The organism is Xanthomonas sp. NCPPB 4467 (assembly GCF_041475665.2).
GTDB lineage: Bacteria > Pseudomonadota > Gammaproteobacteria > Xanthomonadales > Xanthomonadaceae > Xanthomonas > Xanthomonas dyei.
In genome coordinates this window covers 601,202-617,331 of the sequence record NZ_CM191260.1, presented here as the reverse complement: position 1 = coordinate 617,331, position 16,130 = coordinate 601,202, and the positions used below count along the sequence as shown (strand labels likewise).

The 16,130-nt window shown below is 66.5% G+C and carries 12 protein-coding genes and 2 other RNA genes; 3 read left to right on the top strand and 11 right to left on the bottom strand.

Features of this window, described 5'->3' with window-relative positions:
• Positions 1-31: 31 nt before the first annotated feature.
• On the top strand, positions 32-1,495 hold the full coding sequence (locus tag ACCQ06_RS02630; RefSeq protein WP_316690055.1) for an efflux transporter outer membrane subunit: 1,464 nt from the start codon (positions 32-34) through the stop codon (positions 1,493-1,495).
• Positions 1,496-1,723: 228 nt separating this feature from the next.
• On the opposite strand, the gene ACCQ06_RS02625 is transcribed toward ACCQ06_RS02630, so the two are convergent.
• Together ACCQ06_RS02625 and ACCQ06_RS02620 are read right to left on the bottom strand one after the other, a co-directional pair.
• A non-coding RNA gene (locus ACCQ06_RS02625) (sX9 sRNA) lies at positions 1,724-1,800 on the bottom strand.
• A 63-nt stretch (positions 1,801-1,863) separates the two neighbouring features.
• Entirely contained in the window at positions 1,864-2,298 is a 435-nt protein-coding gene (locus ACCQ06_RS02620) for a VirK family protein (RefSeq protein WP_228322905.1), read from the bottom strand.
• Between ACCQ06_RS02620 and ACCQ06_RS02615 the strand changes: the two genes are divergently transcribed.
• Entirely contained in the window at positions 2,231-2,401 is a 171-nt protein-coding gene (locus ACCQ06_RS02615; RefSeq protein WP_228323010.1) for a hypothetical protein, read from the top strand. The two genes, ACCQ06_RS02620 and ACCQ06_RS02615, sit on opposite strands and share 68 nt — an antisense overlap.
• A gap of 121 nt (positions 2,402-2,522) precedes the next feature.
• Here ACCQ06_RS02615 and ACCQ06_RS02610 read toward each other — a convergent pair whose 3' ends face one another.
• From ACCQ06_RS02610 to ACCQ06_RS02600, 3 genes are all read right to left on the bottom strand, one after another.
• On the bottom strand, positions 2,523-2,954 hold the full coding sequence (locus tag ACCQ06_RS02610; protein ID WP_104614319.1) for a VirK family protein: 432 nt from the start codon (positions 2,952-2,954) through the stop codon (positions 2,523-2,525).
• A gap of 479 nt (positions 2,955-3,433) precedes the next feature.
• Positions 3,434-4,840 (bottom strand): FAD/NAD(P)-binding protein, encoded by a 1,407-nt coding sequence (locus tag ACCQ06_RS02605; RefSeq protein WP_316690054.1) that lies wholly within the window; start codon positions 4,838-4,840, stop codon positions 3,434-3,436.
• 576 nt (positions 4,841-5,416) lie between these two features.
• Positions 5,417-5,492: non-coding RNA, sX9 sRNA (locus ACCQ06_RS02600), on the bottom strand.
• Positions 5,493-5,752: 260 nt separating this feature from the next.
• On the opposite strand from ACCQ06_RS02600, the gene ACCQ06_RS02595 reads away from it, so the two are divergent.
• Positions 5,753-6,511 (top strand): SDR family NAD(P)-dependent oxidoreductase, encoded by a 759-nt coding sequence (locus tag ACCQ06_RS02595; RefSeq protein WP_316690053.1) that lies wholly within the window; start codon positions 5,753-5,755, stop codon positions 6,509-6,511.
• A 196-nt stretch (positions 6,512-6,707) separates the two neighbouring features.
• On the opposite strand, the gene ACCQ06_RS02590 is transcribed toward ACCQ06_RS02595, so the two are convergent.
• The 6 genes from ACCQ06_RS02590 to treZ form a co-directional block, all read right to left on the bottom strand.
• Positions 6,708-7,340, bottom strand: a complete 633-nt coding sequence (locus ACCQ06_RS02590) for an NAD(P)H-binding protein (RefSeq protein ID WP_316690051.1) — start codon at positions 7,338-7,340, stop codon at positions 6,708-6,710.
• 16 nt (positions 7,341-7,356) lie between these two features.
• Entirely contained in the window at positions 7,357-9,519 is a 2,163-nt protein-coding gene (glgX, locus tag ACCQ06_RS02585) for a glycogen debranching protein GlgX (RefSeq protein ID WP_104614315.1), read from the bottom strand.
• A 113-nt stretch (positions 9,520-9,632) separates the two neighbouring features.
• Complete coding sequence (locus ACCQ06_RS02580; RefSeq protein ID WP_039424237.1) at positions 9,633-9,818, bottom strand: DUF2934 domain-containing protein; 186 nt, start codon at positions 9,816-9,818, stop codon at positions 9,633-9,635.
• Between the two features lie 24 nt (positions 9,819-9,842).
• Positions 9,843-12,446 carry a malto-oligosyltrehalose synthase gene (gene treY, locus ACCQ06_RS02575; RefSeq protein ID WP_316690048.1) on the bottom strand — a complete coding sequence of 868 codons (2,604 nt, stop codon included), beginning with the start codon at positions 12,444-12,446 and terminating at the stop codon, positions 9,843-9,845.
• Positions 12,443-14,374, bottom strand: coding sequence for a 4-alpha-glucanotransferase (locus ACCQ06_RS02570; RefSeq protein ID WP_316690047.1), 1,932 nt, complete (start codon positions 14,372-14,374; stop codon positions 12,443-12,445). Before ACCQ06_RS02570 ends, treY begins: the two co-directional genes overlap by 4 nt.
• The gene (treZ, locus tag ACCQ06_RS02565; protein WP_316690046.1) at positions 14,371-16,128 is read right to left on the bottom strand and encodes a malto-oligosyltrehalose trehalohydrolase; all 1,758 of its coding nucleotides are present in this window, start codon (positions 16,126-16,128) and stop codon (positions 14,371-14,373) included. Before treZ ends, ACCQ06_RS02570 begins: the two co-directional genes overlap by 4 nt.
• Between the last annotated feature and the right edge of the window lie 2 nt (positions 16,129-16,130).

The following is a 16,130-nucleotide window of genomic DNA, read 5'->3' as shown; positions in this document are numbered from 1 at the left end:
TCACTCACCGTCTCGCCACTCCGGTCCCGTCATGCCCTCACTGCGCCTCCTTGCCGTGCTCATTGCCACCAGTCTTGCCGCAGGTTGCGCGGTAGGCCCCAACTACGCCCGTCCGGATGCACCGTTGCCCGACCACTACCTGGGTCAGGCCGCGCTGGCTGATCGCCACGCCACCACGCAGGCGGAGCTGGCCAACTGGTGGGCGGGCTTCAACGACCCGGACCTGAGCCGCTACGTCGGCGCCGCGCTGGCGCAGAACCTGGATCTGGCCCAGGCCACCGCGCGGGTCACCCAGGCCCGCGCCGGGCTGACCGCCGCCACCGCTGCGCTGCTGCCGTCCGGCAACCTCAGCGGCAGCGCCACCCGCGCCTACCAATCGCTGGAGACTCCGCTGGGACAGGTCCTCAACAGCACCCCCGACTTCGACCGCTACGCCAGCGTCTACGAGGCCAATCTGGGCGCCAGCTGGGAGCTGGATCTGTTCGGCGGGCTGCGCCGTGGGCGCCAGGCCGCCGTAGCTGACTACCAGGCCACCGAGGCCGGCGCCGCGGCCACCCGGCTGGCGGTGGCCGCGCAGACCGCCGACATCTACATCAGCATCCGCGGCCTGCAGGCGCGGCTGGACGTGGCACAGCGCCAGGTCGCGGCCCAGCAAGGGCTGGTGGCGATGGTGACGCTATTACACGACAAGGGCCTGGCCGCCGAACTGCAAGTGCAGCAGGCCCAGGGCGCGCTGTCCCAGGCACAGGCGACCGTCCCCGGCCTGGAAGCGGGCCTGGTCGCGGCAATGAACGCGCTGGACGTGATGCTGGGCGTGTCGCCCGGCACCCACCGCGCCGAGCTGGCCGCCAGCAAACCCATCCCGCTGGCGCCGCAGATCGCCGACAGCGACTCGCCGGCCGACCTGTTGCGGCGCCGGCCCGACCTGATCGCCGCCGAGCGCCGGCTGGCTGCCTCCAATGCACGCATCGGCGTGGCAATGGCCGAGTACTACCCCAAGTTCTCGCTGAGCGGCCTGCTGGGTAGCGCCACCGCCCTCTCCGGCGCCAACCTGTTTACCGGCGATGCCGCACAGGCGTCCGGCGTGCTGGGGCTGCGCTGGCGGCTATTCGACTTCGGCCGCATCAATGCGCAGATCGCGCAGGCCAAGGGGCAGGAGGCCGAGCAGTTGGCCGCCTACCGCCTGGCAGTCTTGCGCGCCACCGAAGATGTCGAAAACGCCTTCACCGCGCTGGTCAAACGCGAGCAACAAGCTGCCGTGCTGACGCAAGGTGTGGACGCGTTGGGCAAGGCGCGTGGCGCATCGGCGCTGGCGTATGAAAAAGGCACCGTCAGCCTGATCGAAGTGCTCAATGCCGACGACAGCCTGCTGCGTGCCTCCGATGCACAGGTGCAGGCGCGCACCGAAGCGGCACGCAGCGCGGTTGCCGCCTTCAAGGCGTTGGGCGGCGGCTGCCAACGCGGCGATACCGCAGTCGCGGTGCAGCAGCGGTAGACCCAGGGGAGCACTGCTGCACCCGGAGCTGCAGTTGATCTGCAGCGACCTGGATCAGACGCCGCTTCCACAGCTGACGGGTGGTCGCGCCGGAGTCTGCTCGGCGCGTGTTGCAATGAGGCTATGGCCTGGCTTGGCAGTTCGATTCGGCATCCGATGCCCTGCAAGGATCCGCTCGATGCCACCCTCCGCGTGGCATCGTGCCCTGCAAGCAACGCCTTGTAGAGCGGCTAATAAACTTAACAAGCAGGTGTCAGGTGGGTGTGGACGGCGCGCTCAGAACTGGAGTGTACGAGGTGATACATGCGCCGCACCGAGTACCTGCCGCGCGCGCTTGGCGGTGAGCACAGTCGTTTTGTTAGCAGCTCTTAATCGGCGTGGAAACGGATGCCCTGGTCGAGCGTGCATTGATACGCCAGCAGGGGGCCGCGCTGCTGCAGGCTCGGCAACTCGTACATAGACGTGGTCAGCCGCACGCGATTGTCCGGAGCCACCTGGTAACGCTGAAATTGCTGAAACGGCCGGCCATCGCTGCTGGCGGCAATGAACTGCGTGTCGGAAAACGACAGCGTTCCATCGTCGGTCAGACGGTAGGCACCGATACGCACACCGCCGCGGCTGCGGCTGGCCGTGGTGCCGGCCTCCGGCGCGCAACGCGACAGGTCGACCGATACCGCAACCTCATGACCGGACTCCAGCGTGGCGATCAGATCTGCAGACGAAGAGATGCGTTGCTTGGCCAATGCCGGTGAGATCGTCGCGCAAACGGCGACAGCAACCACTGCAAGACGGCAGCTCAACATGACGATTTTCCTGGTGATGCGCGCACGCCTGAAGGAGCAGGTATATGCGCGCCGGGTGATTGTTGGCGGTGCGTCCGACGCATGCGGTGCAGACTCCGCATGACTGGCACACCGGTAGTGCACGGATGCAGCCGCATGGCCGTGGTGTTGTACAGCTCCCGCGCTGGCCCGGCGTTACATCGCACCGGTCAGCGGGGATTACGCAATCGCTTTGTCGGTGGCTCTCAATCGGCGTGGAAGCGGATGCCCTGATTGATCGTGCACACATACCCTAGCATCGGCCCGCGCTGTTGCAGCGACGGCAGGTCGTACATGTAGGTGGTGAACCGCACGCTGCCATCCGGACGCAGCTGATACCGCATGAACTGCTGGATCGGCTTGCCATCGTTGGCGACAGTGAAATGCGACCCCGCAAATGCGACGGTGCCGTCTTCGGTGATGCGATAGGCATCGATATGGCGACCACCGCGGGTCCGAGTGGTCGGTGTGCCTTCTTCGGGTGTGCAGAGACTGAGATCGGTGGACAGACTGACGTCGTAACCGGCATCCAGCGCGGCGATGACATCGGCACGCGTATTGAGCGTTTCGCTGGCGACGGCAGGTAGCGCGGACGCGCACAGCGCAGCGGCTAGAGCAATGGGAGCAAGACGGGGCATGGGGAACTCCAGGCAGGCAAGGGGGATGTAGCGACCTGGACTTTAGATAGCCCAGGACGCACAACATGACCCACTCCTGTCCGCATGCGTGCACTGCGCTACGCATCACGCTGCATGTTTGCGCTGTGTGGCGCAGCGGTGCGCATGCGCACAGTTTTTGGCTATGCCTGCGCGCGCAGAGATCGGTAAAAACGCGATAGACGCATCGTCACGTCGCGATCAAACAAGCGCAGCAGCGCTGGCACGACGCAACGACCCACGCGATGCGCAAACGCCAGATTCCCGCAGTTCCAACAAAGGCAGCACGCGATCAGCCACAGAGCCCCTCTTCCACCGGAAGGGGGTTGGGGCGAGGGTGCGAAGCAAAGCGACGCATTCGACTCAAACGAACGCCGCAAGCACCTGCGCTCCGCACACCATCTCGTTCCCGAGCAAACACATCAAGCACCTCATGCAAACAGCGCATCAACTACCCACATCTACCGCCCATTGACCTCGCGCGACACCGGCCCCCGCTCCGGCTGTGACGCCGGCGTCGCACCCAGCAGGAGGCGCTCTGCCAACGCACGGGTCGCCACGCGCAGTTCCGGCACGGCGGTAATCTCCCAGTACCGCCCGCGTAGCAGCGGCCCAACGCAATAAAGCCCCTGCACGATCTGCCCGGCGCCGTCGCGCACGCGCAGTTGCGCATCGGTGTCCACACCCAGGCCCAATGGATCGGCGCGCAACAGGCCGGCTTCGCGCATGCCGGCAATCAATGGGTCGCTGGTGCGGTCGATATCGGTATCCAGGCCGGTGGCGCGGATCACCGCATCGAAGCGATGCGTCTGCGCATCGGCAGCGGCACGCGGGCGGATCACCGCTTCCACACCATCGGGCACCCAACGCGCACGCAGCAGCCGCGCCGCAACGATCTGCAACTGGCCGGATGCCTGCAACTGCTGCAAGTGCTCCGCCGCACCCGGCGCGACGCGATGCCGCGCCACTTCCCAGTAGGGGCGCAGATGCCGCAGGAAACGCGCACGCTGGGCCAGCGTGAGGCGCTGCCACAGCGGCTGCAGATGCGGGCGCAATGCATCCACCACGCGGCGCCAATCGTCCACCACCGCACTGAGCTGACGTACACCGCGCAGCAGCCCGCGCAGATCGGCATCCTTGAGCGCACGTTGCAGATGCGGCGGCAGGTCCAGTGGCGCACCGGGCTGACGCAGATGCGCCTGCGGGGCCAATCCGCGCCGCGAGATCGCCAGCATGCGGCCGCGGTGCCCGCGTGCGTGCAGGGTCAATGCCACATCCACCATGGTCAGCCCGGTGCCCACGATCAGCACGTCATCGTCGGGCGCCAGCCGCGACAACGCATCGCCCTGCCACGGCCAGCCGATGTAGCGCGCATGCACGCTCAACCGCGGGCCGATGCCGGCCAACGCCTGCGGCTGCAGCGCACCGACCGCCAGCACCACGCGGTCGCTGTGGAAGGCATCGCCATTGGCAAGAAACACCCGGAAACCGCGACGCGCGCGCTCCACCGCCACCGCCTCCTGCGACAGCCGCATCACCGATGCCTGCGCACCACTGACCGCCGCATCCAGCTCGCTACGCAAGTAATCGCCGTAGGCCAGCCGCGGCAGGAATTCCAGCCGCCCGCTCTCGCCCAGATGCAAGGTATCGGCGAAGGCGCCGGGCGCCTGCGCATCGATGCCCAGATCCTTGGCGCGCACGTTGAGCAGATGCTCCGGTCGCGCCGCGCCATACGCGATGCCGCTGCCAAACGTGTCGGCAACACCGACCAGGGTGATGCGCACCTGCGCATCGGCCGTCTGCGCCAGCGCACGGACCAGCGCGGTGCCGCAGAAGCCGGCACCGATGACGGTGATATGGGTTTCCATGTACAACTCCCACTGAATGACCCGCACGTTGTGCCCGCAGCGCCGCGCGGTTGTGTAAACAAATGGTTAGCGGCGAGCAACCGGAAAGGCATGAGCTGATCGCCAGCCGTGATGAGGCTTACGGCGCAGGCTGCGCGTGCTGCAGATGGCAGTGAGATGACAGCGGCCGCCGCTGCAATCAGTGCTGCCGATGCGGGGTGCAGATGATGGGTTTGGCCTGTGCTGCGCAATGCACGCCGGGTCGCCTACGGGCTGGCGAAGTGCCTTGTCGAGGTGCAGCTGCGTGGAGGTTTGAGGTTTGAGGTTTGAGGTTTGAGGTTTGAGGTTTGAGGTTTGAGGTTTGAGGTTTGGTGTTGGTTTTGGTTTTGGTTTTGGTTTTGGTGTTGGTGCTGGGTGTTGGGTGTTGGGTGTTGGGAGCTGGTACTGGGAGCTGGTGCTGGGTGCTGGGTGCTGGGTGCTGGGTGCTGGGTGCTGGGTGCTGGTGTGATCGTGGAGATGGTGGCGACTCTGTGCCAGCGCTGATGTCGCGCCGGCGACCGTGTTTTATGTCAGGGCGTCTGTATCCGAACCAAGAGCGGCTGACAAAACGTAGCGAGCAGTCGTCAGGTGAGTGCGGAAAGCGCACAAGAACCGAAGTAGACGAGTGGTACATGCCGCACCGGGCACCGGGCACCGGGCACCGAGCACCGGCTGCGCCCGCCTGACGGCTGCGCAGTCCTCCTGTTAGCTGCTCTAAGCGCAGTATCAGGTGTTGTCGAACGACTTCAATCGACGTGGGCAGCGCTGTGCAGACTGTTGCAGCGCTTTATGCGATGACGCCTTACACCTGGACAGCACAATGGCCAGCGCACGCAGCGGCCATGTCGGCACCAAGCTGTTCGATAATGCGGGTTTTCCGCAATGAGTAACGCCATGCCTCTTTCTGCACACCGTGCGCAACGCGTGCTGATCGCCGGGGGTAGCCGCGGCATCGGCCTGGCGATCGCCGAGGCGTTCGTGCGCAGCGGCGCTCACGTATCGATCTGCGCGCGCAGTGCAGACGGCCTGACCCAGGCGGCGCAGACACTGGAAGCCTACGGCACGCCGGTACATACCCTGCCCTGCGATCTTGCCGACGCAGCGCAGATCGAGGCGTATGTGCAGGCCGCAGCGCAGGCGCTGGGCGGCCTGGACGTGGTGATCAACAACGCCTCCGGCTACGGGCATGGCAACGACGACGCCAGTTGGCAGGCAGGGCTGGACGTCGACCTGATGGCGGCCGTGCGCTGCAACCGCGCCGCGCTGCCGCATCTGCGCACCAGCGCCGCAGCGGTGATCCTCAACATCAGCTCGATCAACGCGCAGCGCCCCACACCGCGCGCGATCGCCTATTCCACCGCCAAGGCCGCGCTCAATTACTACACCACCACACTGGCCGCCGAACTTGCGCGCGACCGCATCCGCGTCAATGCGATCGCACCGGGCTCCATCGAGTTCCCGGATGGACTCTGGGACAAGCGGCGTCGCGACGAACCGGAACTCTACGCACGCATCCGCGACAGCATTCCATTCGGCGGCTTCGGGCAGGTGCAGCACATCGCCGATGCCGCACTGTTCCTCGCATCGCCGCAGGCGCGCTGGATCACCGGGCAGATGCTGGCGGTGGATGGCGGGCAGTCGTTGGGGGTGTGATCAGCGCAGGCTTGGTGCAGGAATGCCAGTGCGCAACGCTTGGCGGGAGCGCGCTGTTGCGCGATGAGGCCATCTCGGTAATGCCGCGTCGCGCACAGGCACGCTCCTACAAACGCAGTCGTTGCGCTCTGCATTCGCAGCAACCTGTCTCCATTCGCTGCCACCGCCTGGCACCGCTGCATGGCGGTGGCAACGCTCAGCCAGCCAACTCCGCCGCCTCGACACTATGCTCGCCACGTGCCGGTGCTAGCGCAGCGGCGACCATCGCGGCGGCAATGCGCTCGGCTGGATTGATGCGGAAGCGCCGTGGCAGGATCGGGCCGAGTGCGCCCAGCACCACGCTGCCGAGGTGTTCGCCGGTGCGGCGTTCTTCGCGCTCACCGCCGATCAGCCCGGGGCGTACGAAGGTCAGCGAGGGAAAGCCGATCGTGCGTAGATCGCGCTCCAGTTCGCCCTTGACGCGGTTGTAGAAGATGCGCGATTGCGCGTCTGCGCCGGCCGCCGAGTTCAGCACGAACACCGAGGTGCCCTGCGCGCAGGCAGCGCGCGCCAGAGCCAGCGGGTAGTCGTGGTCGATGCGGTAGAAGGCCTCGCGCGAACCGGCCTGTTTCATGGTGCTGCCCAGCGCACAGATGGCCGCTTCCATGCGCGGCGCGGTCCAGTGGTCCAGGCGCTCGAAGTCGATCACCTGGTTGCGCAGTTTGGGATGAATCTGCGTCAACGGGCGACGCGTCAGCGCCACCACACCCGTGCAGCGCGCATCGGCGAGCAACTGCTGCAACACCTGTTTGCCGACCAGACCGGTCGCCCCTGCCAACAACACATCCATCAGGCCACTCCGCTCATCAACGCCCACCTTCGGAGACGATGCGCGCACTGCTGATCACGCGGTCGCGCTCCACTGCCAGCAAGGTGAGCGAATGCGCGGGCGCCTTCCACTCGCTGCCGCCGGCCACCACGCGGCCGCCGTGACGTGCGGTATCGACCAGCACGCGCCAGTGTTCGTCGTGCATGGCCGGCAGCGTGAACGACACAGTGGTGGAGGCGGCATTGATCAGCATCAGCAAGGTGACGTTGGCGGCGATCTCGCGCAAGCCGGTGGTCGGCGAGCGGCCGTCCAGGCGCAGCATCAATGCGCGCGCTTCCGGGTCGTGCCAGCCGGCTTCGTCCATCTCGGTGCCGTTGGGCGCCAGCCAGGTGAGATCCCGCAAGCCCAGCGCTTCGTCGAACTTGCCGTCGAAAAAGCGTGCGCGATGCAGCAATGGGTAACGCTGACGGATGCGAATCAAGCGGCGCACGAACGCGGCCTGATCGGCAGCGGCAGCCTTGGTGGCGGCCGTCCAGTCGATCCAGCTGAGCTCGTTGTCCTGGCAATAGGCGTTGTTGTTGCCGTTCTGGCTATGGCCGAATTCATCGCCGGCCAGCAGCATCGGTGTGCCTTGCGACAGCAGCAAGGTGGCGAGCAGGTTGCGCATCTGCTGACGGCGCAGCTGCTTGATCGCCGGGTCGTTGGTGTCGCCTTCGACACCGTAATTGGCGGAGATATTGTGATCGCTGCCGTCCCTGCCGTCTTCGCCGTTGGCGAGGTTGTGCTTGCCCTCGTAACTGACCAGATCGCGCAAGGTAAACCCATCGTGCGCGGTGACGAAGTTGACCGACGCAGTCGGGCGGCGGCCGCTGTGATCGAACAGATCGGCAGAGCCGGTCAGGCGCGTAGCCAGCTCGGCCAGTTGCCCGCCATCGCCGCGCCAGAACGCACGCACGTTGTCGCGGAACTTGTCGTTCCACTCCACCCAACCCGGCGGGAAATTACCGACCTGGTAACCACCAGGGCCGATATCCCAGGGCTCGGCGATCAACTTGGTCTGGCTCAGCACCGGGTCCTGCCGCACCGCATCCAGAAAGCTGCCCGACGGATCGAAGCCATAACGCTCGCGGCCGAGGATGCTGGCCAGATCGAAGCGGAAGCCGTCCACGTGCATTTCCTGCACCCAATAGCGCAGCGAATCCATCACCATGCGCAGCGCGCCGACGTTGGTCAGGTCGAAGGTGTTGCCGGTGCCGGTGTCGTTGATATAAAAGCGGCGATCGTCGGCCAGGCGGTAGTAACTGGCGTTGTCGATGCCCTTGAACGACAGCGTCGGCCCCAGCTCGTTGCCTTCGGCGGTGTGGTTGTAGACCACGTCCAGCAGCACTTCCAGGCCGGCGTGGTGCAGCCGCGCCACCATCTGCTTGAACTCGGCCACGGTACGCGTGGACATGTAGCGGCCCTGCGGCGCAAAGAACCCGAGCGTGTTGTAGCCCCAGTAATTGCGCAGGCCTTTTTCCAGCAGGTATTGGTCGTCGACGAAGGCGTGAACGGGGAGCAGTTCCACCGCAGTGACGCCGAGCGAGCTGATATGGTCGATCAGTTCGTCTGTCTTCAAGGCCGAGAAGGTGCCGCGTTCTTCCGGCGGTACCGCCGGGTGCAGCATGCTCAACCCGCGCACGTGCGCTTCGTAGATCACCGTGCGGTTCCAGGGCGTCTGCGGCGGGCGGTCCTGGCCCCAGGTAAAGGCCGGGTCGATGACCGCGGATTTGGGCATGAAGGCCGCGCTGTCGCGGCGATCGAAGCTCAGGTCCTTGTCGCGATGCCCGATGGTGTAGCCGAACAGGTGCGGCGCCCATTTGAGTTCGCCGACGATCTGCTTGGCATACGGATCCAGCAGCAGCTTGTTGTGGTTGAAGCGATGACCGGCCTCGGGGGCATAGGGCCCATGCACGCGGTAGCCGTACAGCTGGCCCGGGCGGGCATCGGGCAGATAGCCGTGCCAGACTTCGTCGGTGTATTCGGGCAGCGCCAAGCGCTCCTGCTCGCGGCCGCGCTCGTCGAACAGGCACAACTCCACGCGCGTGGCGTTACGCGAATACAGCGCAAAGTTGACGCCCAGACCATCCCAGGTGGCGCCGAGGGGGTTGGGACGGCCTTCGCGGATGCGCGAGCGCTGAGTGAACTTGCGAGTGGCCATCGGTAACTCCTTAGAACGGTGAACTCAAGACAGTGCGCGGTGTGCGGCTGCGGCGGGCTGTGCGCGCGCATATGAGCACGCAGCACAACCCGTGCAAGGTGGCAGACACCGCGTTACTGGCGCGCAGTGATCGGCGTGGCCGCGTGCTCGGCGGCCTGCTCGGCCGCGCGTTCTTCGGCATCCACCAGCCGCTCGGCCATGGCCCAGTGGCGGTCCGCATGCCCGTCCGGGCGGCCTTCGGCCTCCCAGATCTCCTGTGCCAACTGGCGAAGCCGCGCTTGCCGTTCCGTGTCATTCATTGCGTACAGTTGCCTCAAGGTCGATTACGGGGTCAACAACACTGCCACTGGCGCACGTGCAAACACCGTGGATAGCGCCACGCGGCCGCGCTGCGGCTGCAGCGTGCTGCCGTCGAGCACATTACGGTATGTGGCGTCCGGCAATGCCAACGACGCCTGACCCCAATTGGCCGGCGGCACCAGCAACGGCAGATCGCCGTCGCTGTGGGCGCCTGCGCCCAGCCGGGTGACCGCCACCACCAACGACTGGCCGCGATACTGACGACGGAACGCCAGCACCTGCGCAGCGCCGCTGACAGCAACGTTCACTGGCTGGTAGTCGCCCTTCGCAAATAGCGCCGGATGTTCGCGACGTAGTTGTAGCAACAAAGCGGTGAGGCGCGCCTTGGCTGCGCCATCGCGCCAGCTGCGCAGCAAGGTATTGAAGTCGCGCGCCTGCTGCAGCCACTGCTGCCGCTGTGTGTAATCCACCGGGCGGCGGTTGTCCGGGTCCACCAGCGACAGATCCCAGCCTTCGGTGCCCTGATACAGGTCGGGCACACCGGGCACGGTCAGGCGCAAGGTGGTTTGCACCAGCGAATTACGCGCACCGGCGGCGGCGATATGGTTGCTGGCGCGTAGCAGCGCGCGGCGCAGCGGCAGCCCGGCGCGGCTGATCAGCACCTGCTCCACCGTCGCCTGCACGGCCTGTTCGTAGTCGGCAGAGCCGTCGGTCCAGCTGGTATGCAACTTGGCTTCGCGCACCGCCTTGAGCAGCCACTGCGCCACGCGCTCGGCATAGGCGGCGAGCGGCTCGGCCTGATCGGCGCCCAGCCCGATGGGCCAGGCCGCCACCAGCGTCTGCCACAGCATTTGCTGGTCGCCACCGGCCAGCGCCGGCGAATCCAGCGTTTCGGCCAGGGCGTCGAACTGGGCGCTCTGCTCGACCCACCACTTCGGCTGCTCGGACAGCACCGCCAACCGCATGCGCAGGTCTTCGCCGCGCTTGTGATCGTGGGTGGCAGTGGCCAGCAGCGCGCGCGGATAGTGCTTGGCGCGCTGCTGATTCTGCGCGTGGAACTCGGCGGCCTCGTTGGCGAAGTGGGTCGGATGGCTGCCGACCTCGTTGCGCGACAACAGCACGCCGTGCCGGTAGAACGCGGTGTCTTCCACGGCCTTGGCATTGAGCGGTGCGGACAGCTGCTCCACGCGGCGGCGCAGGATGCGCCGCAAGGCGATCTGCGCGCGGTCGGCACCGGCATCGTCCAGCAACCAGCGCTCGATGGCGTCGACCGCTGCAACGATCGACTCCGGCATGCCCTCGCGAGCACGCGCAGCGGTGGTGCGCAGCCGCTCTGCCTCGCTGCCGGTAACGCCCTTGGCACTTGCATAGGTGCGGTACACCGGGAACCAGCGCAGCAGCACGCACAGACCGCGTGCCAGCATCTGCGGGCTGAACTCGCGCGTGGGCGGGTCCAGGCGTGCCAGCGCCGACAACGCACCCACGGTGCGATTGAATTCGGTCTGCAGCGGACCACGCAGGATTTCATCGCGGGCCGCGCGTTCTTCCTGCGCGAAGTCGCCACTGCGTCCGCTCACGCGTTGCCAGGCACGCGCCAATGGTTTGAAGCCGGCCGCGTCGTGCAACACGCCGCCGACCTGGTCCATGAAGTCGTAACCGGTGGTGCCATCGCAGGGCCAGTCGGCCGGTAGATGCTCGCCGGGGGCGAGGATCTTTTCCAGATACAGGCCCAGCGTGCCGGGCTTGAGCCCGCGCGTGCGCCCGGCTGCATCGAGCCGGCTGCGCAGCTTGCGCACGTAGCCGGTGGGGTCGGTGAGCCCGTCCACATGGTCGATGCGCAGGCCGTCCAGGTGCCCTTCGGCCACCAACCGCAGCGGCAGCGCATGCACCGCATCGAACACTGCCGGCAGCTCGACCCGCAACGCCACCAGCGAGGTGATGTCGAAGAAACGGCGGTAATTGAGCATGTCGTTGCCCACCCGCCACCAGTTCAATCGATACGGCTGGCGTTCGATCACCTTGTGCAAGCGGCCATCGCCACGTTTGGCACCGTCGTTGTAGTCGCGCAGCCACTGCGCCCGTGCGGATGGTTCCGGGATCTCCAGCGTCTGCGGACGGATCGGGTAACGTTGGTCGTAATGCGCCAGCGCGGCACTGCCGTCGTCCTGGATCACCAGCGTGATCAAGCCGTCGGCCAGCGCGGTGGCGTACGGGCGGTCCAGCACTGCCAGCCACACCTTTCCATCGCGGCCCGGCGCACGCCAATCGATATCGAACCAGTCGGCATGCTTGGCGCTGCGGCCGTTGCGCAACACATCCCACCACCAGGCGTTTTGCGCGTGGGTGGCCATGTGGTTGGGCACGATGTCGGCGATCAGACCCATGCCGTGTTCGCGCGCCGCCTGCGACAACGCGATCAACGCCGCTTCGCCACCGAGTTCCGGGTTGACCACGGACGGGTCGATATTGTCGTAGCCGTGCGTGGAGCCCGGCACCGCGGTACCGATCGGCGACAGGTACAGATGGCTGATGCCAAGGCCGGCGTAGTACGGCACTTGCGCAAGCGCATCGTGCAAGGTGAAGCCGGCATGCAGCTGCAGGCGGGCGGTGGCGCGAAGATCGATCATGACTGTGGTTCCGAAACGGCCGCGACGCGACGCGCCTCGGCAAAGCCCTGCAGCGCCGTGGTCAGGCGCGCATGCGGCAAGGGATCGGGCAGGCGTCGACGCCAGTTGGGATGGACTTCGACGGTGCCCGGCAGATTGGGTTGTTCGTCCAGCGCCAGTGCGTCTTCGGCCGGCAGCAAGGCCAGCGGCGACACGCTGCTGGCGGTAAACCTCAGCGCACCCAGCAGCGCATCGTCGCTGGACAGGCCGACGTGCTCCACCGCTGCATCCAGCCGCGCGACATCCTTGGTGCGGTGGTTTGCGTCGTCGCTGGCTTGCTCAGGCTTGATCAGCGCGAGCTTGCGTCGCCAGTCGATATCGCGGCCAGCGCGCCAGCCGGTGAGCGTGGGCAGATCGTGCGTGGTGGTGGTGGCCACCGCATCCGGGCGCCACAAGCCGGGCGCAATGAATGCACCATCTTCGTCGCGGGTGAACATCAGCACATCGATGCCCATCACGCCGCGGCGCGAGAGTTCTTCGCGGATGCCCGGCGGCACCACGCCCAGATCTTCGCCGATCACAATGGCGCGATGGCGCCACGATTCCAGCGCCAGCAGATTGAGCAGATCGTGCAGCGGGTATGCCAGATACGCGCCTTCGTTGGAGCCGGCACCCTCGGGCACCACCCACAACCGCAACAGGCCAAGAATGTGATCGATGCGGATGCCGCCGCGATCGCGCAGCACCGCGCGTAGCAGCGCGATGTACGGCGCAAACCCGCTGCGTCGCAAGGCGGTGGGCGAATACGCACCGATGCCCCAGTGCTGGCCATCGGCATTGAAGGCATCCGGCGGCGCGCCCAGCACCAGGCCACGCAACACCGTCTCGGCGGCGGCAGCGGCTTCGGCACCGTTGGGGTCGAAGCCCACCGCCAGATCGGCGATCAGTCCGATCTTCATGCCGCGCTCGTGCGCTTCGCGCTGCGCATCGGACCAACTGCGCGCTGCCAGCCATTGGGTGAACACATGCAGCTGCGGATCGTTGTCGCCGTAATCCTGCGCGGCGAAGCGTGCGAATCCGTCCAGCGCTGCACCGCCCGCGTTACGGAAGGCGAGCAGATCGGCATGACCCGGCGCCACGCGCGCGTGCAGATGGCGCAACAGCTCCCACTTGGCCTGCGCCGAGGCGGGCCAGTCGATCAATGCATTGGTGTGCAGCGTATCGAAGCGCTGGCGCAGGCCTGCGATCTCGTCGATCGCCTCCAGCGCCAGTTCGCCCAACACGCGGACCGGTGCGGCATGCAAGGGATCGAAAAAGCGTCGGTCACTGGGCGAATACGGGCTGTAACCACCGGTGATCGGGCGCGAGGCATGCACCGGGCTCAGTGCCAGCGCATCGGCCCCAGCCAGCGCTGCGTACCGTAGCCACTCGACAGCGCCGGCAGCATCGCCGATGCCGCCATCATCGAGACTGCAGGCCGAATACACCTGCAGCGCCATGCCCCAGGCACGCGGCGACGGCTGGCCGCAGGCATCGGCCACGCTGAAACAGCGTTGCGGCGCGACTGCCACCTGCTGGGTCAGAGTACCGATCTGCAGCGTCCAATAACCAAAACGCTGCGGTGCAAGCAATTGCCCCTGCGCATCCGCACGTGCTTCTTCGTTGCTGCCGCTGTCATCGGTCCAGCGGCCACTCGCATTGGCGGCAACGCGCAACGGCAACGGCGCGCCCACCTGCACGGTGAGCAGCACTGCCGGCTCATCTGCCTGCGCCTTGCAGCGGCGCAGGCTGTCTTCGCGTTGTGCGGCAGTGGCCGATGGCAATTCGAGAGCGGTCAATACCGCCTGCACCGACTGCTCAGACACCTGTCGCGGTTGGTCGCTGGCGTCCACCCACTCCACCATCACCCCGGCCGCGGCGGCCAGGGTGTGCAAGGTGTTCGTGCTCATGTGCGGTCCTCATGCCAGGCGATGAAACTGTCGACCGGCAACTGCTGCGCGGACGTCTCCACTTTTTCGGCAAATGCGACGCGTCCACGCAGCGGCGGCAACGGCACGGCCGCGCGGCCGACGTTGAAGGCGATATGCCACAGCCCGCCCGGCAGCTCCCAGGTGGCGGTGAGCGCGCCATCGGCCAGCACGCTGGCGCTTACCGCACGCGCGTCGGCAAGACCGGGCACCAACCACTGGCGACGCACGGCGAGCAGCGCAGTGAACCACGCTGCCCACTGCGCACCGTCGCCGTGCGCCGCATCGCCGATCGGCGAGCGCGAGGCGGCGAAGGTGGCATGGCTGTTGGGGTCGGGAATGGTGGCGCGCTGCGCCTCGTCGGCGAACGCGGCAAAGTGCGCGAACTCGCGACGGCGCCCTTCGCGCACCGCCTCATCCAGCGGCGGACCGAAGTCGGTGAAGAACAGGAACGGTTGCGTCGCACCCCAGGGCTCGCCCATGAAAAACAGCGGAATCATCGGCGTCAAGGCGGTCAACGCCAACGCTGCGCGCAAGCGCGGTTGCGATACCAGCACGGTCAGCCGCTCGCCACGCGCACGGTTGCCGATTTGGTCGTGATTCTGCGCAAACACCACAAACTTGTAAGGCGGCAACGCACCACTGGGCTCGCCACGCACGTGACCACGCGGGTCCGGCTCGCCCTGATATGCAAAGCCTTCGCCGAGCACACGCGCCAGATGCTCGGTGGGCTTGTCGGCGAAGGCGGCGTAATAGCCTTCGGCCTCGCCGGTCAGCAACACATGCAGTGCGTTGTGGAAATCGTCGTCCCACTGCGCGGTATAGCCGCGTTGCAGTTGCGAAGCCTGGTTGGCCTCGTTTTCCAGCACCAGATGCACGTGGCGGCCAGACGGCAGGCTGGTCTCCACGGTCTGGCGCAAAGTGTCCAGAAACGCATTGGGCGTGATCGCATGCACCGCATCAAGGCGCAAGCCATCGAAACGGTATTCGTGCAACCACATCAATGCGTTATCGAGAAAATAGCGCTGCACCGGCGGCTTGTGGAAGTCGATCGCCGCGCCCCACGGAGTGGGCTTGTCTGCATTGAAGAACGCGCCGGCATAGCTGTGCAGGTAATTGCCGTCCGGGCCGAAGTGGTTGTAGACCACGTCCAGCAACACCATCAGGCTGTGGCCGTGCGCGGCATCGATCAACGCCTTGAGGTCGTCCGGTGTGCCATAGGCGTCGGCCGGCGCATACGGCAGCACGCCGTCGTAGCCCCAGTTGTGCGCACCGGGGAAGGCGCTCAACGGCATCAGCTCGATGGCGGTGATGCCCATCGCGGCCAGCTGCGGCAACTGTGCCTGCACGCCGGCATAGCCGCCGCAGGTGCCCACGTGCAGCTCGTAGATCACCGCCTCGTCCCACGGACGGCCCTGCCACTGGGTGTTGCGCCAGCGGTAGCCGTCGGTGGGCTGCACGGCGCTGGGGCCGTGCACGCCATCGGGCTGCCAGCGCGAGGCCGGGTCCGGCACCGGCGCGCCGCCATCGACGCTGTAGCGATAGCGCGCAGTTGCCGCGCAGGCCAGGGTGGCGGTGAAGAACCCGTCCTGCCCGGCCTGCAGCGCGCTGCGCGTACCGTCGTCGAAGACCACTTCCACGCGCGTTGCGTCCGGTGCCCAGAGCGCGAAGCGCACCTGTCCCTCACCCGCTGGCCATGCGCCCCAGGCCGGGATGATGTCGTTGCGCTGGTTCATTG